Genomic DNA, 19,623 nt, shown 5'->3' with positions numbered 1-19,623 from the left:
AGGGGAAACACCATGGGATTCAATTGCGGCATCGTCGGCCTGCCTAACGTCGGCAAGTCCACCCTGTTCAACGCCCTGACCAAATCCGGTATCGCGGCCGAGAACTTCCCCTTCTGCACCATCGAGCCGAACAGCGGCATCGTGCCGATGCCGGATCCGCGTCTGGACGCTCTGGCGGCCATCGTCAATCCGAAACGCATCCTGCCGACCACCATGGAATTCGTCGACATCGCAGGCCTGGTGGCCGGCGCCTCGAAAGGTGAAGGTCTGGGCAACAAGTTCCTGGCCAACATCCGTGAAACCGACGCCATCGCTCACGTGGTGCGCTGCTTCGAAGACGACAACGTGATTCACGTGTCCAACAGCGTCAACCCGAAGCGCGACATCGAAATCATCGACCTGGAACTGATCTTCGCCGACCTCGACAGCTGCGAGAAGCAACTGCAGAAAGTCGCGCGCAATGCCAAGGGTGGTGACAAGGACGCAGTGGCTCAGAAAGCCCTGCTGGAGCAATTGATCCCTCACTTCACCGAAGGCAAGCCTGCGCGCAGCCTGATGAAGAACATGAGCGCCGACGAGAAGGCGATCATCAAGGGCTTCCACCTGCTGACCACCAAACCGGTCATGTACATCGCCAACGTCGCTGAAGACGGTTTCGAGAACAACCCGCACCTGGACGTGGTCAAGGCCATCGCCGAAGAAGAAGGCGCCATGGTGGTTCCGGTGTGCAACAAGATCGAAGCGGAAATCGCCGAGCTCGAAGACGGCGAAGAGAAAGACATGTTCCTCGAGGCCCTGGGCCTGGAAGAGCCTGGCCTGAACCGCGTGATCCGTGCCGGCTACGAAATGCTGCACCTGCAGACTTACTTCACCGCCGGCGTCGAAGAAGTCCGCGCCTGGACCGTCCGCGTCGGTGCCACCGCACCCCAAGCTGCCGGCGTGATCCACACCGACTTCGAGAAAGGCTTCATCCGCGCCGAAGTCATCGCCTACAACGACTTCATCCAGTACAAGGGCGAAGCCGGTGCCAAGGAAGCCGGTAAATGGCGCCTGGAAGGCAAGGACTACATCGTCAAGGACGGCGACGTGATGCACTTCCGCTTTAACGTCTAGTACGACCCCATTGACATCCACCCTTTGTGTGCCAGCCTATGGACATGCATTGAGGTTGTGATTTGCTCACGCAGGGCTAGGGCTGCAATTGCCTTTGCTCAACCGCGAGATGGGGGTGTCAATGGCATATCTAGAGCACGTGGACTTCAAGCCTTGGCGCGAAGCCCACGTAGGTGATGAGTTTGAGTGGGAGCACGATAGGCTCGCGCGAAGCATCCCGCGTCTACCGCAAATCTTTTGGGAGAGCGGACCAAGCTGGGCCGAAGTGAACCTTTGGGCGCTAGAGACGCTTACCAATCACAACCGCGACATTGAGACCGTGAAAAGCTTGATGAAGCACTTGCGGTCATATGCGTGCTTCCTTGAGAAAAACGAGCTTGATTGGCGGCACTTTCCCCTTCGCAGGTCTGAACGCGCTGTTGTTCGCTTCCGTGGCCATTTAATTCACCAAATTGAAACAGGGACCCTAGCGTCAAGCACTGCGCGAGCACGCATGAATGCGGTCGTACAGTTTTATCGATTCGCGGCTGAACACGATTTTATCAGTACGAACACGCCGATGTGGCGTGAACGCCCCATCTTAATTCGTTACCACGACACACACGGTTTCAGACGTGCGCTCACCCGCATGTCGACGGATCTCGCTATCCCAAATCGCCGAGCGCCAGGGGACCGCCTAGAAGATGGTCTGCTCCCCCTAAGCGATACGCATATGACGGAGCTCCTTGAGTTCACAGCAAATGAGGAGACCGAAGAACTCCATCTGATGCTTACCATCGGCTGCTTTACCGGCGCACGTCTTCGTACTATCTCCACGCTGCGAATTGAAAATTTGGAGCAGGCCCAGCCCGACCCTTTCATTGATGGCCTTTTCTTGATCAAGGTTGGGCCCGGGACACAAGTTTCTACCAAGTTCAATGTAGAGGGTTATCTTACTTTCCCAAAGATCCTTCTCGATGAACTGAAGCGCTACGCATATTCAACAGCGCGGCTTAAGAGAGAAGCGAAAGCCTCTAGTCCTTACCGGTCGGTGCTCTTCCTAACTTCACGGGGAAAACCGTATAGCAATAGTACAATAGGCACATTAATGACGGGCTTGCGAAATAAGGCCCGGCGCGCAAATTTGCAGTTTATAGCTCGCTTCAAGTTCCATCAGACCCGAGCCACCTACGGAACATGGCTGATGAAATTGGCCCTCAGTGTTACAACGACTGCGGCTGCAATTGAGTTTGTTAAGAGCGCGATGCTTCACAAACACGAATCGACGACGTTCAAATATGTAAAGTTTCTTGAAAGTACAAAGGGCAAAGAAGAGGTAGCACAAGCTTTTCACGAAGCGTTTACTGGTCTCCGGAGCCGAAGCTGGGACGACTTCAATGCATGAAACTATTCAATTACCAAATTTGTCGTTTCCGGACGTCATTATAGGCACTCGCGAAACCCCATGGGACCTCACTTATCTGCTGTACTACGGCGGGGCAAAAGCCACGACCTGGCAAGTAACCCGCATGATAGCAAATGGAGCACTTGGGCAGCCTCTACGCGAACGGTTTGATCTCGTAGAAAAGATACACGAGGCAATCAATGCCAAACTGATAGCCGGTGGAAGTGCATATACTGCGCAGAACGAAATTCGTTATATTAGGAATATGTTCATTTGGGCTGAGGACAAAGGACACTCACTCGTAACTGAGTCGATTCAGCAAATCTATTTAGATTGGACAGACTCACTGGTACATAGGCACCAGATAATCAAGGATATGAGTCAAGTCTCCGCCTACACAATAGGCGTAGGTGCGGGCAATGTACTTGACGCTGTCTTAGATCGAAAGATACCGCTATTTTCAATGAGCCGCTTACGCCTGCCAAAACAGCGAAAAACAGCATTGGGTGTCAATGCCGAAAAGCAGAACCTCGAAGATACCTTTGCGTTTGGGCAGTTTCTGCAGGACATCTGCGATTCGCTATCGGCTGAAGTAGTTTTGAAATCTCCTCTTCCCATTCGCATACCCCTCCGCTACGGAAACGAGTTGGTTGAATGGTCGGGCTTTAACAACCCAGCATTTGCTGAACGGCATTTGGAGGCTTACAATTATGGCCCACCCACTCCCGACCGAGAAATTGCTCTTAAGTATTTTCGGGCCTGGGAAGCGGATGGTACTCTTCGTACTCGCTACCCAATAGCCAATCGAAGAATTGAAGCAGAGCTGCTGATGTTCATTGCGCAGACCGGCATAAACTTCACCCAGGCGCACAAATTAAAGCTACGCCAATTCACTTACTCTAGCCATCTCGATGGCTATCAAGTAAGAGACAGAAAGGCACGACGACATGGCGAAGTACTTTTCGAAGTCTTTAAAGAGTACAAGCCTCATTTTGAAAGGTACCTCGATTGGCGTCGGCTGCTATTTCCTGGCTCAGATTCCATTTTTCCCTTCATTCGAAGTGGTGGCCGAGCCCTCCAAAAGCACCCGCAATTTTATCTCAGAGCCGCCTGCAAAAAAATAGGGCTCAACTTCGTCCCGCCTCAGAGTTTACGAAATACTCGCGTAAATTGGCTTCTTCGCCGCTCTGGTGATGCAGACCTGACAGCATCAATGGCGCAACACCATAAAAAAACTCTACTTACCACCTACGAACGCCCTAGTCAGCAACGAGCAATGGGCGAAATCATTCGGTTTTGGTCTGAGCACGATCCAACAGTTATTTGCACAACGCCTGCTGGCCCCGGTCTATGCGACGGTATATCAGTTCAGTTGGAGTCCGCGCCCAAAGATGCTCCAACACCAGATTGCATCAGACCGTCAGGTTGCATGTGGTGTGAACATCACCGCGACATCGATACGATCGACTATCTTTGGTCATTAGCCTCTTTTCGACATCTGAAAATCATAGAGGTCTCAAAATGGACACCTCCGCGGCACGAAAAAGAAGTTCATCCTGCACAACTTGTTATTGACCGAATATCGGAAAAGCTTTGCTGGCTCGGCGAATCCAACAAAAAGCGCAAGGCTTGGCTAGAAGAAGTATTAGCTCGCGTCGAAGAAGGATTTTATCATCCAGAGTGGACAAGAAGAATTATGGTTGTGGAGGACACCTTTTGAAAGTCTCGCTCGAAATTTTCGGATCCAGCTGCGACTGGCTGACTCCGAATAATCGGTCTTTTCGCCCTCCTAGCTGGCCACCACCACGGGAGTGGGTTGTCAGCGAAGATCGCGACGGGAAAATTCTTTCACGTTGGGGTGATTCCGTTTGGGATATATCTCCGTGGGCTGGGAAATCGATGATTCTAGATTTTGGCGACGACCTCAAAAATCGTAGAGCCAAGAAATTAGACGTAGCTAACGCAGACTTGCTTCGTGTGATAACCACGTGGCGCATGTGGGGAGTGAAGTCCTGCCGCTCAGCAAACGGACTGAAGGGAGTGTTCCTGGCAATACGTCGCTTAATCTCGCTATGTAGTGACAATCGCATTGTAGCGACTGAGTTAATGCGCTTTCCTAAGGTGTTCGAGCAGTTTCCTGGTATCATTCCACCAAGCGAGCATAAATCAACCATACTAGAACTTCATCGGCTGTGGGACGCTCGGGAACACCTGGGTTTTTACCTCGTAGACCCAGAAGGGATTAAGCGGCTCGCGGCTACAAGTCCAAAATTCGAAACCGAGCAAACAGCGTACATTCCGCCCCGCATTTGGACTTATCAGGTTGAACGGCTGAAAGCATGCCTAGACGATTATCTTGCTCATCAGAGAGAAATCGAAGATTGTTTTCACTTCTGTGTTGACGCCTATGCTAAAAATTCGGGCTCTCTGGAAGCCGCTTTTACGGAGCGCAGAAGCAATACTTTGCCGTTTTGGTCACCAGAGCGCCCTGGGAGAGGCTCTAAGGCAGGATACGTGTATCATGGCCGCTTTTCTTTAACTGCCGAGCGATTCGGAATTGCAGAGCTAATTGAGAAATGGGTTTCCATCCCCTCCACTGGCATGGAAATTAGAAACTTATCCGCCTATATGTCTCTGGTCCAGAATGCTGGACTTGCCTACATTACAAATTTCACCCTTCAGCGCACTACCGAAGCGTCATCTTTACGTGCAGACTGCTTGATTTGGGAGCTGGACGAGAAACTTGGTCGAATACCAATAATTTGCGGCGAAACTACTAAAACAGACGCGGACAGCGATGCTAGGTGGCCTACAACCCCAAGCGTTGAAGTAGCAGTGAAAGCAATGAGCTCCATCGCCCACCTTCGAATGAGATGTACAGCGGCTGATCCATACTCACGCCCAACAGACGCGGACATTAAGAACCCCTATCTCTTTGGCAAAGCAACCGAACCGTGGAGTACGTCTAGCAGCAATAGCAGATCCAAACCATACTCTGTACGAATACACGTCCTTTCATTTAGTGCACTTCAAAAGCGTTTCGAGCGGCTGTTCGACGAGAACATACTTCGAATAACTGAAGCAGACTTACGAATCGCCAAGACGCTGACACCAAACCTAAGCGAGATTTTTTCTGTAGGACGCGCCTGGCCTTTAGCTTGGCACCAGTTACGACGTACTGGTGCGGTGAATATGTTCGCCAGTGGCTTGCTCTCTGATTCGAGCCTGCAGTTTCAGATGAAGCACGCATCAAGACTGATGCCATTGTATTACGGTCGCGGCTACACAAAGCTACTGCTCAACGAAGAGGTTGAGGCCATGATCGTTGGAGCTATGTATGATGCTATGGCAAATAAAATACTAGCTGCTGTTGGAGATCGGTTTGTGTCTCCAATTGGAAATGAGCGAAAGCAGACGGTCTTGGTCAATTTGGTCAGCGACAAAGATGCCAGTGCGCTAGCCGCTGCTGGGCGTCGTGGTCAAATTTTTTTCCGAGAAATGCGCGTCGGTGCTTGCACCCACCGAGGCACTTGCCCTTATGGGGGAATCGAATCGATTTCACGTTGCACTGGCGGCGACGGAAACGCACCGTGTGCTGACGTACTTTACGACCGCGACAAGGCTCAAAACATCGAAGCGGAGCTGCGGTTAATCGATCAAGAACTGGCAATTGCTGCCGTCAATAGCCCCCGTCATAGGGCGCTATTGGCTGAGCGCAAAGGCTTGGAGAATTATCTGAATGTCGTCAGAAGCTGAATGCCTAACCGCCGAACAACGCTTTCGACTAGCGTTTGAACGCCTGAAGGCCAATAAGCCTAATGTTTTAAATCCTGGTAGCGTTGTATCGCAGAACAACGTAGCCAGGGAAGCTGAATGCGATCCTAGCGCACTGCGAAAGTCCAGGTTTCCGTCCTTAATCCGAGAAATTCAGGCTTACATTGAAATCAACATGCAGGATCGCCCTTCCAAGAGGAAAGAGCTTCTCCGGCAACGAGGCCTGCGGGCCGATATGAAGAAGCGCCTGGAAGAAGTGATAGCGCAGCGAGACGTTGCCCAATCACAGCTGATTAGTGCACAACGGAGGGTGATTGAGCTAACCTTTGAGTTGCAATCAGTCAAAGAACAGTTGATGACCTTTCAATCGGTTTCGACATTGAAGCTACAGGAGTAACAGTCGTATGACGTTGGAAGCTCAACAGAGCGTACTACTCGCCTCCAAAGCTTTTAGACGGCGAGTAGCCAAAGCATGAAAGAAAGCTCCTAGCGTTGCGGGTCAATAATTTAGCCGGCTCAGCATTGTGAATGTGCACTTAACTGAGCGATCCTAGAACTGAGTCACTACATCAATCAGCTGCTTAGCAGGGCAAACGCGGCATTAGAGTATGAGGTTGGCACTTGAGTTGGACGGCTATTTTGTAAAGCTTTTCAACGGTGAGGTTGACCTCACCTCTCTCGATCCTTCCCATATAGCTACGATCTATCGCACAGGCGAATGCGAGAGCGTCCTGAGACAACCCGATCAATATCCTCCTCTCACGGATTTTCTGTCCGAGATCCTTTGCCAGCCCTTGCATAACCGCCTCGATTGACCAAGGCGGCACTATCGGTCGTTTACCTGACAGCAAGCGACGGATTATAATCCGCATTTCGCCCGATTCGGCTTTATGGGTGCCTGCATGAAACCTGCGACATTTAAGCTAGACAGGCATGTCTTCAAGCTGCTCAAGGATGGCGATTTCGAGCAATTTTCGATCCGCTCGATGAGGCTTGGCTATGCCAGCCTCTTGGACGTCCAGATTAACGACGTTGAGCTGTGGCGATATATCTACGACCAAGTCCAACGCCTCAAACGCGTGGGATGGGTCAAGCACGATCCGATCAGGCGTAAGCGCGACCAGATTTTTCATGTGATGGAGATGCCTGAAACCATCACCCTCTTACTGGTTGATCATCGTTTCCCAAATGAACAGAGTGACACCCCAAGCGTGATCCCCCCCAAAACGCAGTTACACCAGCGGCACAACGATTGCCCTACGCAAAGGCTTGAGTCACTGGCGAAGGAAATCCGCCTGGACATGCTCACAGCTCTAGGCGAGGCCGAGCGCTATAAACAGCTTTTTACTGAGATGCCGGCACTAAAGGTCCGAGTTGAAGATGACTACATTGACGCGCGAGATCGCAGCTCGAAGCTTTTGGGACACCTTCGTGCAATCGAAAAAACGTTGAAGCTGCTGGTCACCGTATGAAGGATCTGCGTGTATGGCAAAGCGCTTGCGTTGCTGCAGCGCTGGAGCGGTATCGGCACTCATCACATTTTTTTTGTCAAGCTACACCTGGCTCTGGCAAAAGCCGGATGGCTGCAGAAGTCGCGAAGCGGTTATTGGACGCCGAGGCTATTGATCTTGTTCTTTGCTTTGCCCCATCTTGCCAAGTGGTTGCAGGATTGGAGCAGACATTCGCTCACGTAATGGGTCGACCGTTTGACGGCCGCTTGGGGTCGGTGGGGGTCGCAAATACCTATCAAGCAATGGGTCATCAGTCAGCCTCTTTTTGGCAGCTGCTCGATGACTATCGTGTTTTTGCAGTATTCGACGAGATCCACCATTGCGCTGGGCATGATCCGCTTTTAAGCAATTCTTGGGGCCAGATCATCCTTCAACGGTTGCAGGACCAGGCGGCTTTCACTCTCGCCCTCTCCGGAACTCCTTGGCGCTCTGATGACAAAGCGATTGCTTTGGCTCGATATTCCGACCCTGAAGGCCGCCTCGTTTGTGATTTTCGATACGGTCTGAAGGAAGCAGTCGCAGACAACGTCTGCCGATCTCCAAGAATAGTGGTCATCGATAATGGCGCGGTGAAACTCACCGAGCTAGTTGACGACTCGCCGATCGTGACAGTTTATCCAAGCATCGCTCAACTATTGAATGAGTCCCCAGTATCATTTGAGGACTTGCTCACCCATCGCGACATGGTCGAGAAGGTCATTGATCTTGGGCGTAGCCGATTGGATGAGGTGCGTTGCAGGATTCCCGATGCGGGTGGACTGGTAGTCTCCACAAACATTAGGCATGCCAACCAGGTCGCCCGGATACTTAAATCACGCGGCGAGGATTGCTTAGTAGTCACTACGCGCACTCCGGGAGCACACGAGCTAATAGATGACTTTAGAAGTGGGAAAGGTAAGTGGATTGTCGCGGTCGGTATGATCAGCGAAGGCACAGATATTCCTCGCTTGCAGGTGTGCTGCTACCTGAGCCGCATTCGAACCGAACTTCATTATCGCCAAGTTCTGGGCAGAGTGCTGAGGCGAACAGGAAACAAGGATAATGAGGCGTGGCTCTACGTTCTTGCGGAGCCTTCTTTAGTCCAGTTCTCACAGCGAGTGGCTGAAGACTTACCGGATGACCTGGCTGTATTGGATTATGCGCAGCTTCTCCGTTTTGATGCCGCGGGTTCCACTGTCCATGAGGATTCTGTGGAGCAGCCAGTCAATTGCCTGCTTGATATTCAGGTGCTCAAGACCTCCGCAGCTTCAGATGAAGTAACTCAGGGGGCATTGTCAGAAGAAAGCATATTCCGAATGGAACTTTCCACGGGGTTCCGAACAGAAATTCTGTCTATCTACTAACGGATGATCAAGTACGCAGCTATATATTTTTCGCATGTAGTCCGTGGGTGGTAAATCCGAGTGATTAGGCTAACTTATCTGAGGATGGATAAGCCCCGGATTCATGGCTGTTTGAGTCAGGAGCAACGTTGTTTCATGCTAAGAGTTTCTAGCGTAAGCCATCTTGCCGGACTCGTTCTAGGAAACTCAAACCTCGCTCATCAATGGCTCGTTCAAGAAGCCTGGGGGCTTGGACGTCGTGTGCCTCGCTGCGTTGCGTCGACCACCGATGGCTTCTTACATTTGCTAGATTTCTTGTACCGGATCGATCATGGAGTTTATTGCTGACTGCAGGGTAAATATCATGATATCAAATCAAAGCAATCTCATTATCTTTAACATCTAAGCATAAAATAGGTATGATCGATAACATAGACTTACAGCCTTCTGGCCATCTACCTCCAATCTTCTATTCATGCTGGACAACAGTACTAAAGGCGGTTGACGCCAGGTACGATGTTCGTGGGTCCATGCTTAGTCCACTTGTTAAACAGTGCTTAGAAAATCGCGCTAAAGTGCCTCAATCTCAACGCGCCCTGTACGAGCGCTTCGTCCAGAAGGAAGCTCTAGCGTACACGGAGTGCATTACAGCCCTGTTGTTATTCGGTCGGGCAGGCCGATTTTCACCGAGTGAATACCGTTACGCCGCCGTTGAAAGCTGTTTAAGAGCAGCAGTCATCTGAAACACCACCTTGAATTTCAGGATCCCGAGTAGTGTGGTCCTTCTTCGCATCAGTAACTGGACTCTGGATCTTTGACCTCAGTTTTTGTGCTGAAAGCGGCGTGGCACGGATTTGCGGACAAACGTGGATCGCGTCGCGGATCACAGCAGTGGTCGGGTTACGAGAATTGTGAGCTTGAATCGCCCCTGGTTTCCTAGACACCTCCAAGCCTCATAGTGAGGCCCAAATACGAGGTGCCATGAGTCGTCAGCGATACCCCGAAGAATTCAAGATCGAAGCGGTCAAGCAAGTGACCGAAAAAGGCAAACCTGTGGCCGATGTCGCCCAGCGCCTGGGCATGTCTGTGCACAGACTCTACGCCTGGATCAAGGTCTACAGCAAGCCCCAAGAGCAGCGTCAGCAAGATGACGATCAGCACACTGAACTTCGCAAGCTACGCGCTGAACTCAAGTGCTGCTCCAGTAGAGTATGAGAAACGCTATTTCCTGAGCTTGGAGAGTGTCTAGGAAACCCGGGGCGATTCAGAGCGCCTGAAGATTGCCGCTGTCTTGCCTTTTCTTGGGCCAGTTCTATCCCGGCTACTACTGGTGCACCATCCATCCTTGCGGTGAGGATCGGCCATCCACCGTCGCCAACGATTGCGATGGGACACGGCCATCCATGCTGGGCTGGAGTTAGATAATTAAAACTGTCGCACTGAAAGACCAAATTCCGGGCCTTGCAGCCTCGATTGGAGAAAGTGTAAAACTGTCGCGAATGCTCAAAAAGCGATTTCAGGCTGATGGTGTAGAGAATTAAATCTGTCGCAGTCAACAACGGCGCGGCATTGAGAGCCGTTTGAGCGAGGGCCACATCGTTCATCCTATTGAATGGCCTGCGCCTCCTACAAACGCACTGGACAGAGACCAGCGCAACTGCCGACATCTGTGACCAGCGCTGACGTTGTTCAGCGAGCGTAGGCTAATCCCCCTGCCACGATGCGTTTTGATTTCGAACGGTGCATGCACGGCCGCAAGGGCTTTTCGCAAGTAGCAGATCTGGACGTCTATGATTTTGGTACCCGGGTTAAAATCATATCCCCAAACCTCCGTCAGTATGGTTTGGCGATTCACCACCTGTTCCCCGTACCGAATCAGAAGCGCCAGGAGCCGGCATGGCGTTGGCTTCAGCTGAAATTGGCGATCATGAACACGCACCACGTTTTGCTGAATGTATAAAAACATCATTGTCCCGCAGGCGGCGGTCAACTCCAACTTCTCGACGGTATTGGTCGTAGTGCTTTGGCTGTAAGACATGGTGAGTAGACACCTTCAACAGTGAGACTAGCAGCTGCCGAGTGAGCAAAACCCAATGCGCAGGCACATATCATCAGCGCGTCAGCATGGTGATTTGCCAACTGCAGGCTACGAAACCGCCGGATTGGTTCGATCACCGGCTCTGCTCGAACAGCAAAGGCACACCGCATTCTTGGCTAAGGCGGTCCATGTAAGCACGCACCGCGTCAGGGAAAGTGACGGCACGAACGATGGACAGCGAGCGCAGCACCGGCCAAAGCGTGATGTCGTTGATCCCGATGACCTTTCTGGTGTCCAACAACGGCACCAAAGCCTCCAGCATGGGCTCGATTTGCCCCTCCAACATTGGAGTGATGTTTCGCAATTCATCCAAATTTCCAAAGGCATGCTCCTCACGCAGCCGGTAGGCTTGTCGTGCAGCCAGCGTGGCAACTTCTGCGAAGTCACCTTCGACGAAGCGGGGGATGAAGAGCTTGAGCGCGGTCGGCCAGACCTCTTTAACCCAAGCGTCCAATGCCTCGCTTTGGGGAGCGACGAGTATCGGTGTGCCAATGGCATCGACATAGCGCACGATGTCCAGACTCTCGCCCATATGGGTCCCGTCATCCTTTTCCAAGATAGGGACCGCCTTCTTCCCGATCAGTCGCTTAGGTGTCTCGGCGTCACCCTCCATGATGACCTGTAGATCAACGGGAAGGCCTTTGAGGCCAAAGATCATCCGCGCCCGCGTGCAAAACGGGCAGTGTTCGTAGATATAGAGTTTCATCACGCTCCTCCACGTTGAATAGCATTGAGGCCGTTTGGCTCAGAATTGCACCGACCGTGTGAGACCACCGTCCACAAGCAGGTTCGTACCGGTTGTAAAGCTGGCGGCCGGGCTGGCGAGAAACACGACTGCCTTCGCCACCTCTTCTGGCGTGGCCATGCGACCCATTGGATTTTCGGCCAGGCAAGTCGCGAAGGTTTCCGGCTGATCGCGCTCGATGTCGCCCCACACGCCATCTGCGAAGTACACATTGCCAGGGGAAACGGAATTGACCCGGATCCCTTCGCTCGCATGCCGTGCCGACAAGGTTTTGCCGTAATGCAGCAAGGCAGCCTTCAGGATGCCGTAGGGCTCGGCGAACATATCGACTTCGCGCCCGGAGACGCTGGAGATCAGCACTACCGAGGCAGCTGCCGATTGGCGCAATGCCGGCAGGGCGGCCTTGACCATGGCGGCACTGCCCAGCAGGTCGGTGTCGAATGCACGGCGCCAGGTACCAAGATCATCGCCGCCGGCCAATGCACTGACGTTAGGCACCACGATATCCAACCCACCCATCTGCTCGGCAGCCGAGGTAACCCACGCCGCCACCTGCTCAGGCTGGGTGACATCCACGGCCGTGCCGAACGCCCGCGGGCCGAATTCAGCGCCAGCGCGTTCAACACCCACTGTACCGCGCGCGCAGAATGCTACTTGCGCACCTTCCTGAAGAAAAAGCTCAACGATCGCTCGCCCAATGCCTCGCGATGCACCGCTGACCAGCACGCGTTTATCCTTCAAGCCCAAGTCCATGGTCCATCTCCTCTAGCAGTTGTTGCTGCGACGGGGCACGGCGTGCCCCGTCGCCCGGATTACTTGCGCAGCTTGTACGCAATGATTTCGTCGCTGGTTCCGGTTTCCATGAAGGCATGGCCGGAGGCCGACACGAGCACGTACTGCTCGCCGTTCACCTCGTAGGAAATCGGGTTGGCCTGAGCACCGACGTCCAGAACGTCCTCCCACAGCACCTCACCGGTGGCGGTGTCGATCGCTCGGAACAGGTTGTCGGTGGCCGCGCCGACGAAGGTCAAGCCGCCAGCGGTGACCACGGTGCCGCCGTTGTTAGGCAGGCCGATGTTGAGCGGCAGGTGCGAAGGAATGCCGAACGGGCCATTGCGACGCGCGGTGCCCAGCGGCTCATCCCAGACGGTCTTGCCGGTGTCCAGGCTTACTGCGCGAATGCCACCGTAGGGAGGGGCCGAGCACGGCACACCGGTACCCCAGTTCCGCCAACCCGCATTCACGCTGATTGCATAGGGAGCGTTGACCTGTGGATAGACAGAAGCGCCCCCTTCACCCTTGCCCGACTTGCTACCGGCCTTGTTGAGTGAAGTCTCGTCAGGCTTTGGCGCGTAGATTGGCTTGAGCCCCATCTGCTCAGCCTTATCCCGCGGGATCAGCTGGTTGAGGTTCGGGATATCGTTGTAGTTGGCGATGATCAGTCGGCGCACCGGGTCAATCGCAACCGAGCCCCAGTCCGAGCCACCGTTGTAGCCCGGGTACTGAATCCAAGGACGATCTACCGAAGGCGGCGTCAGGTAGCCCTCGTAGTTAGCCTGACGGAACTGGATGCGGCACATCAGCTGGTCCAGCGGCGAGAAGCCCCACATGTCAGCTTCGGTCTTGGGCGCCTTGCGCAGGGTGTGCCACTCGGAAGTCGGCTGGGTGTCGGACAGGTATTTGGGCTCGACCGAACCGCCCTTGGGCGCCTTGACCTCGCCAATCGGAGTCAAAGGTTCACCCGTAGCGCGGTTGAGGATGTAGATGTCACCCTGCTTGGTTGGCAACAGCACCGCTGGCACCGGCTTTCCGTCCTTCCCTGGGAAGTCGAGCATGGTCGGCTGGCTGCCCAGGTCGTAATCCCAGACGTCGTGACGAATGGCCTGGAAGTGCCAAACATCCTTGCCCGTTTTGACGTCGACCGCGACCAACGAGTCGGAGTATTTGTTCTCCGCTTCGCTACGGTTAGAGCCGTAATAGTCGATAGACGAGTTGCTGATCGGCAGATAGACGTAGCCGAGCTTTTCGTCACCCACCGCTGCTGTCCACATGTTCGGTGTGCCGCGAGTGTAGGTGCTGCCCTCGGCAGGGCCATGGACATTGTCCTGGTTACCCAGATCCCAAGCCCACGACATTTTTCCGGTGACAGCGTCAAAGCCGCGAATCACCCCCGATGGTGCATCTTCGTCCTGGCCGTCGCGGATCTGCGCGCCGGTCACGACAACGCCATTGACGATCGCGGGCGGCGCTGTGACGGCATACCAGCCAGGGACCTTCTTGCCCAAGCCTTCCCAGAGATCGACCGAACCGTTCTGACCGAAGTCTTGGCATGGTTCCCCGGTGTGCAGGTCAACGGCGATCAGCCTTGCATCCAGCGTGGCTTCCACCACACGGCTGCGGCATTGGGCAGTTTCCGGCAGTTGTGGAGCGGTGTAGACCGCCACCCCACGGCAAGCTGCGGCATGGGGAATGGCCTGGTCCGCTACTCCCGGGTCATGACGCCAGTTTTCTTTACCGCTGGCAGCATCGATCGAGATCATGATGTTCTTAGCCGAACACATCAGCAGGTCGTTGCCCACCTTGATTGGCGTGGTTTCCGGTGAATAGCGGCTGCCGGGGTTTGGCAGATCTCGGGTGTGGTAGACAAAAGCACGCTCAAGGCGCTCGACGTTTGCTGGCGTGATCTGCTTGAGTGGGCTGAAGCGCTGGGCGTTGTGATCGCCACCGTAGAATGGCCAGTCACTGCCAACTTGCGGAACACCCTCAGCCTGAGCGAATTGCACCTGCACGGCGCAAGAAATGGCGAGAGCAAGCGCGCCCCCACGTTTGACGGTAGTAAACATGACGAACCTCGTTACACAGCAGTGCGGGTGGCGCGGCGCAGCGCCGGCGACAGAGTCAGGATCAAAAGCAGGATCACAGTCATGGCCACCAGCCGAGGCACTAGCCCCCACCAATTGAGGCCGACTTCCCACAGGGCCCAGATCACTGTCAGCCCCCATATCACCGCGAACAGGTGGATGGCGCTGCGTCGCTGCCGCCAGAGCAAGGCGGCGGTTAGCACACAACCAGCACCTGCCAGGCCGTAGTACCAGCTACCGCCCAAGCCCATCAGCCACACCCCACCGCCGAACAGAGCCATGCCAAACAGCCCAAGAGTCAAGGCCAGGACGACTGTTGCGAACCGCCACTTCCTGCTGAGACCAGGCTGCGCCTGGTCGTTGTTGCGGGACACATCACTACGTTGATTCATGACGCTACAGCTTCCTTCATTACAAGTAATTCAAGCCACCGCCTGGTTGCCTGGAGCGGCAAAGCCGATCGGTCGACGGGTACAGAACATCGAGAGCATCGCGCCGATCACCAACAGGGCACCGACCACGACGAACGCCAAGGCGAAACTGCCCGATCCAGCCACCACGTAGCCGGTCACGATGGGCGCCAACAGACCGAACAGGTTGCCGATCGCGGTGATGAAACCTGCGGCGGTACCGACATCGTCCTCAGAGCGCACCAGGTCGTTGACCAGCGAGAGGTTCAGGGAGATCGCCGAAGCGCAGGTGGCTAGCGACAGGGTGATCACGAAGAGAATCGCCCAGGTACTGTCGATCGCGGGGACCAGGAAGATCACCGAGGACGCCAGCAGCACGCTGGCGACTACCATGCGGCGCTGGCCGGTTTCAGCGGCACCAGGGCGCATCGCCTTGTCGCTCAGACGACCGATGACGATGGCGAGCACGGCCGCACCCAGATAGGGGATGGCGGTGTAGAAGCCACTCGACATCACGGTCAGGCCCTTCTCGGCCTGTAGGTAGCTCGGCAGCCAGGTGAGGAAAAAATAGGTGGCATATACCGCGCAGCCGTGCGACAGAGCAATTGCCCACATGCTGCTGGAGCGGGCCAGACCCTTGAGCCCGAGAGAAAATGGCTGCGCAGCGCTGCTGGTGGAAGTGACGCTGCCCTGAGCGATCTCTGCGCGCTCGGCATCGTCCAGCCAAGGGGCCTTGGCGGGGTGGTTGTACCACTTCAACCAGGCGGCCAACCAGATAAAGCCCAGAGCGCCAGCCACCACGAATGCGATTCGCCAGCCAAACGCACTGATCAGCCAGCCAAACCCAATGGCGCCGATGGCGGGTCCGACAAGGCTGCCGCTATGGAAGACTGCGGTGGCCATGCCGCGCTCTTTGAGCGGCATCCATTCCCGAATGACCCTGGCACCGGCGGGGTAAGTGGTGGCTTCGCCCATGCCCATGATGAGCCGACAGCTGAGCAACGAGATGAACCCTGTCGACAAGGCCGTGCAGGCGGTTGCCACCGACCAGACGCCGATCCCGTAGCCGTTGACCTTTTTCGGGCCAAAACGACCCACCAGGTAGCCCATGGGAATCAGGGCCAGGAAGTAGAGCCAGACGAACGATGAGAAAAGGTAGCCCATCGCGACCGGTGAGATATCGAACTCTTCCTTGAGCACTTTGGACGCCACCGAAAGAGACACTCGGTCAACGTAGTTGATCAACGTCAGGGTAAAGAGAAACGCGTAGATCCAAACGCGCTTCTTTTTCAACAGGGTGTCTTTATGCATCGCCATCACCTTGTATTTATTGGGACGATCCAGGGACGAGTGCTCGACGTTCCGGCAAAGAGGCTACTCACGATCCCCGGGCAGCGGGCACTCGATCGTGAGCAACCATCGCGCGGTTGCTGAGCGTTCGGTCAACCCAGCCAACGCTGGATATTCGCAACCATGACTTCTTTGGAAATCCCGTAGCGGTCGTGCAGGGTCGGCAGTGCGCCCGCGTCCAGGAATTGGTCAGGCAGTGCCACATGGCGCACTTCGGGCTGCACGCGGGCTTGCAGCAACGCCATGGCAATGGCTTCACCCAAACCGCCAATCTGGGTGTGGTTCTCCGCGATCACCACAAGCCGGCCGTCGCGTCGGCACTGCTCGACGATGGTCTGGACGTCCAGCGGCTTGATCGTGGGGACGTGTAGCACGGCCGTATCAATCGTGCTCTTGGCCAGTTCTTCAGCCACTTCCAGGGCACGCATGGTCATCAGGCCCGAGGCGATGATCAGCACGTCCTTGCCATCGCGCAGGAGCTTGGCCTTGCCCAGTTCGAACTTGTAGTCGTACTCGTCGAGAAGCAGCGGAACACGTCCGCGCGGGAGGCGCATGTACACGGGGCCGTTGTGCTCTGCAATAGCCGCCACACACTGTTCGGTTTCCAGTGCATCGCAGGGGTCGATGACCATCATCTGGGGGATCGCCCGCATCATCGCGAGGTCTTCGGTCGCCTGGTGACTCGGACCATAACCGGTGGTCAAGCCCGGCAGCGCTGCGCAAATCTTCACGTTGAGGTTTTCTTCGGCGATCACTTGGTGAATGAAGTCATAGGCGCGTCGCGTGGCAAACACTGCATAGGTAGTGGCGAACGGCACGAAGCCTTCCTTCGCCATGCCCCCGGCCGCCGCCATGAGCAGCTGTTCAGCCATGCCCATCTGGAGGAAGCGCTCAGGGTAGCGTTGGGCGAAGATGTGCAGATCAGTGTATTTCGCGAGGTCTGCCGTCATGCCTACGATCCGGGGATCTTTCTGACCGGCTTTCACCAAAGCGTGGCCAAACGGCGCAGATGTAGTGCGTTGCCCCTCGCTGGCAATGGAGGCGATCATGGACGACGTGGTGAGCTTCGGCTTTGCTTGGGAAGCGGCAGTCATTGGTGGCTCCTTGGCGCGTGGATCTCATCGAGGTCTGCAAGTGCTTGCTGCCATTCCTGGGGCTCGACCCGGATGAAATGGTTCTTGTCACGCTGCTCCAGGAACGGCACGCCTTTACCCATCAATGTGTCGAAGAGGATCACCCGCGGCTTGTCGCCAGGAACCGCCCGCGCGGTATCAAAGGCATTGATCACCTCCTGCAGGTTGTTGCCGTCGACGCGCTGTACGTGCCACCCGAAAGCAGCCCATTTATCGACCAGAGGCTCGAACTGCAGGATGTCGTGGGAAGGGCCGTCGGCCTGCTGGCGGTTGATGTCCACCAGGTTGATCAGGTTGCCCAACCGGTGGTGAGCTGCCGACATGGCAGCCTCCCACACCGCGCCTTCATCCAACTCGCCATCGGACATCGAGTTGTACACGAACGCCTTGTTGCCCTTTAGGCGCAATCCCAGCGCCTGACCCACCGCGATTGCCAGCCCCTGGCCCAGCGAGCCACCGGAGATTTCCATGCCGGGTGTATAGGTGGCCATGCCAGACATCGGCAGCCGACTATCGTCGGAGCCATAGGTTTCCAGCTCTTCTTCCGGAAGCACTCCCGCCTCCAGCAAAGCGGCGTACAAGGCTATGGCGTAGTGTCCGTGGGACAGCAAGAAGCGATCTCGCCCCTCCCATTCAGGTTGATCGGGACGAATGTTCATAGCGTGGCAGTAGGCAACAGCCAGGACGTCTGCCCAGCCCAGCGCCTGGCCGACGTAGCCTTGGCCCTGGACCTCACCCATGCGCAGCGCAAAGCGCCGGATCCGCCAGGCGTGCGCCGACATTTGGGCAAAGTGCTCATTGAGACCCTCGGTCATATTGTTCTCCATTGGTGACCAGCGATTCGGCGTCACTGATGTAGAGGATTCATCAGTAAACATCGAATTGAGTAACCCGCTGATGTTCATGTAAAACTAATGAGCCGACAAAAGGTTTTAATTCGTTAACAAATGAACTGGATTCATCAATGAAAGTGTTAAAACGGTTGCCTCTATCAGCCCTGAGGGTTTTCGAAGCGGCAGGCCGGACGTGCTCATTCGTGGAGGCTGCAAAAGAGCTCGACCTCTCGCCCAGTGCGGTGAGTCATGCGATCCGAAAACTGGAAGCCGCCGCCGAAATTACGCTGTTCGTCCGCAACACCAGGCACACGGCGTTGACTGCGGAAGGTGCAATGCTGCTTGATCACGTCCAACGCGGCTTCGAAGAGATGAGTCGGGGTTTGGCCATCGCGACCAACGAACCGGCGCTGCCCCTGCGCTTACATACCGCGCCTACCTTTGCCAGCCAGTGGCTAGTTCCGCGCCTGGCGGGCTTCTTGAGAGACCACCCAGGCATCGACCTGCGCATCTCCGCTAGCACGGATTACGCGCTGTTCGACAATGACGATTTCGACCTCGATATCGTTTATGGCGAGCCCAGGCCGTCCTCTCATGAAAAGACGCCGCTGCGCATCGAAGAGCTGACGCCACTTTGCAGCCCTGAGGTTGCCAAGTCCTTGCGCTCCGTACAGGACCTGTACTCTCATTTTTTGATCCAGAGCGATGGGCAGGCGGTGCAATGGAAAGGCTGGTTTGCAGCAAACGGTATGCAAGCGCCCCAATCCTATGGTCTGGCGTTCGACCGCAGCTCCATGGGGATTGCCGCAGCGGCAGGTGGCCTGGGAGTAGTCCTTGAATCAGATTTGGTAGCGGAACAAGAGCTGGCCAGTGGACGCCTGGTCCGTCCACTGCGTGAGGTGAGCCACAGCGTCCGGTACGTGGGCCATTACCTGGTGCATCCTCGCCGCCCCACGCAACCTCACGCTGTAACTCAATTCAAAGAATGGCTGTTCAAGGAACTCGCTGTGAACTGATCGGCAATCGCGGACCGTAACTGGCAGTGGTGATGGACTCTCTAGCTCACTACTATATTGGGGCGCTCAGGCA

17 protein-coding genes and 2 pseudogenes are annotated in these 19,623 nt (G+C 55.2%); 9 read left to right on the top strand and 10 right to left on the bottom strand.

The features are described 5' to 3' along the window. Nucleotides 1-12 precede the first annotated feature (12 nt). The 5 genes from ychF (at nucleotide 13) to ACTJKS_RS18885 (ending at nucleotide 6,668) form a co-directional block, all read left to right on the top strand. Nucleotides 13-1,113, top strand: coding sequence for a redox-regulated ATPase YchF (ychF, locus tag ACTJKS_RS18905; protein ID WP_041072487.1), 1,101 nt, complete (start codon nucleotides 13-15; stop codon nucleotides 1,111-1,113). 121 nt (nucleotides 1,114-1,234) lie between these two features. Further along, nucleotides 1,235-2,497: a tyrosine-type recombinase/integrase gene (locus ACTJKS_RS18900; protein ID WP_440828968.1), complete on the top strand. Its 1,263-nt coding sequence runs from the start codon at nucleotides 1,235-1,237 to the stop codon at nucleotides 2,495-2,497. Beyond that, on the top strand, nucleotides 2,490-4,217 hold the full coding sequence (locus ACTJKS_RS18895) for a site-specific integrase (RefSeq protein WP_440815738.1): 1,728 nt from the start codon (nucleotides 2,490-2,492) through the stop codon (nucleotides 4,215-4,217). The genes ACTJKS_RS18900 and ACTJKS_RS18895 overlap by 8 nt, the downstream gene beginning before the upstream one ends. Then, a complete protein-coding gene (locus ACTJKS_RS18890; protein WP_440828967.1) occupies nucleotides 4,178-6,253 on the top strand; it encodes a hypothetical protein in 2,076 nt (691 codons plus the stop codon). The genes ACTJKS_RS18895 and ACTJKS_RS18890 overlap by 40 nt, the downstream gene beginning before the upstream one ends. Next, the gene (locus ACTJKS_RS18885; RefSeq protein ID WP_440815742.1) at nucleotides 6,237-6,668 is read left to right on the top strand and encodes a hypothetical protein; all 432 of its coding nucleotides are present in this window, start codon (nucleotides 6,237-6,239) and stop codon (nucleotides 6,666-6,668) included. Before ACTJKS_RS18890 ends, ACTJKS_RS18885 begins: the two co-directional genes overlap by 17 nt. A gap of 184 nt (nucleotides 6,669-6,852) precedes the next feature. Here ACTJKS_RS18885 and ACTJKS_RS18880 read toward each other — a convergent pair whose 3' ends face one another. After that, nucleotides 6,853-7,071 (bottom strand): helix-turn-helix domain-containing protein, encoded by a 219-nt coding sequence (locus ACTJKS_RS18880; protein ID WP_440815745.1) that lies wholly within the window; start codon nucleotides 7,069-7,071, stop codon nucleotides 6,853-6,855. 102 nt (nucleotides 7,072-7,173) lie between these two features. Here ACTJKS_RS18880 and ACTJKS_RS18875 point away from each other — a divergent pair, with 102 nt between their 5' ends. The 3 genes and pseudogenes from ACTJKS_RS18875 to ACTJKS_RS18865 all read left to right on the top strand — a co-directional run. After that, nucleotides 7,174-7,743, top strand: coding sequence for a hypothetical protein (locus ACTJKS_RS18875; protein ID WP_182387397.1), 570 nt, complete (start codon nucleotides 7,174-7,176; stop codon nucleotides 7,741-7,743). Then, a complete protein-coding gene (locus tag ACTJKS_RS18870; protein ID WP_440815747.1) occupies nucleotides 7,740-9,125 on the top strand; it encodes a DEAD/DEAH box helicase in 1,386 nt (461 codons plus the stop codon). Before ACTJKS_RS18875 ends, ACTJKS_RS18870 begins: the two co-directional genes overlap by 4 nt. Nucleotides 9,126-10,085: 960 nt before the next feature. Further along, nucleotides 10,086-10,298, top strand: a pseudogene (locus tag ACTJKS_RS18865) (transposase); the annotation flags it as partial. A gap of 62 nt (nucleotides 10,299-10,360) precedes the next feature. On the opposite strand, the pseudogene ACTJKS_RS18860 reads toward ACTJKS_RS18865, so the two are convergent. The 9 genes and pseudogenes from ACTJKS_RS18860 to ACTJKS_RS18820 all read right to left on the bottom strand — a co-directional run. Then, nucleotides 10,361-10,555 (bottom strand): annotated as a pseudogene (locus tag ACTJKS_RS18860) (hypothetical protein); the annotation flags it as partial. 149 nt (nucleotides 10,556-10,704) lie between these two features. Beyond that, nucleotides 10,705-11,070: a winged helix-turn-helix domain-containing protein gene (locus tag ACTJKS_RS18855; RefSeq protein WP_440828971.1), complete on the bottom strand. Its 366-nt coding sequence runs from the start codon at nucleotides 11,068-11,070 to the stop codon at nucleotides 10,705-10,707. Nucleotides 11,071-11,275: 205 nt separating this feature from the next. Beyond that, nucleotides 11,276-11,908: a glutaredoxin 2 gene (grxB, locus tag ACTJKS_RS18850; protein WP_440815751.1), complete on the bottom strand. Its 633-nt coding sequence runs from the start codon at nucleotides 11,906-11,908 to the stop codon at nucleotides 11,276-11,278. A 39-nt stretch (nucleotides 11,909-11,947) separates the two neighbouring features. Next, nucleotides 11,948-12,700, bottom strand: a complete 753-nt coding sequence (locus ACTJKS_RS18845; protein WP_440815754.1) for an SDR family NAD(P)-dependent oxidoreductase — start codon at nucleotides 12,698-12,700, stop codon at nucleotides 11,948-11,950. Nucleotides 12,701-12,759: 59 nt separating this feature from the next. Next, nucleotides 12,760-14,790: a pyrroloquinoline quinone-dependent dehydrogenase gene (locus ACTJKS_RS18840; protein ID WP_440815756.1), complete on the bottom strand. Its 2,031-nt coding sequence runs from the start codon at nucleotides 14,788-14,790 to the stop codon at nucleotides 12,760-12,762. Nucleotides 14,791-14,801: 11 nt separating this feature from the next. Then, the gene (locus ACTJKS_RS18835; RefSeq protein ID WP_440815759.1) at nucleotides 14,802-15,200 is read right to left on the bottom strand and encodes a glucose dehydrogenase; all 399 of its coding nucleotides are present in this window, start codon (nucleotides 15,198-15,200) and stop codon (nucleotides 14,802-14,804) included. A 30-nt stretch (nucleotides 15,201-15,230) separates the two neighbouring features. Beyond that, on the bottom strand, nucleotides 15,231-16,529 hold the full coding sequence (locus ACTJKS_RS18830; protein ID WP_440815762.1) for an MFS transporter: 1,299 nt from the start codon (nucleotides 16,527-16,529) through the stop codon (nucleotides 15,231-15,233). Nucleotides 16,530-16,660: 131 nt separating this feature from the next. Continuing rightward, entirely contained in the window at nucleotides 16,661-17,662 is a 1,002-nt protein-coding gene (locus ACTJKS_RS18825) for a transketolase family protein (RefSeq protein ID WP_440815765.1), read from the bottom strand. After that, on the bottom strand, nucleotides 17,659-18,516 hold the full coding sequence (locus ACTJKS_RS18820; RefSeq protein ID WP_440815767.1) for a transketolase: 858 nt from the start codon (nucleotides 18,514-18,516) through the stop codon (nucleotides 17,659-17,661). The genes ACTJKS_RS18825 and ACTJKS_RS18820 overlap by 4 nt, the downstream gene beginning before the upstream one ends. Nucleotides 18,517-18,665: 149 nt before the next feature. Between ACTJKS_RS18820 and ACTJKS_RS18815 the strand changes: the two genes are divergently transcribed. Continuing rightward, a complete protein-coding gene (locus ACTJKS_RS18815) occupies nucleotides 18,666-19,550 on the top strand; it encodes a LysR substrate-binding domain-containing protein (RefSeq protein ID WP_427603546.1) in 885 nt (294 codons plus the stop codon). Nucleotides 19,551-19,623 lie beyond the last annotated feature (73 nt).

It is taken from the genome of Pseudomonas sp. 22189 (assembly GCF_052045635.1).
GTDB classification, from domain to species: Bacteria; Pseudomonadota; Gammaproteobacteria; order Pseudomonadales; family Pseudomonadaceae; genus Aquipseudomonas; species Aquipseudomonas parakoreensis.
Note: the sequence above shows the minus strand (reverse complement) of the source record. Positions and strands in the feature narration are given on the sequence as shown.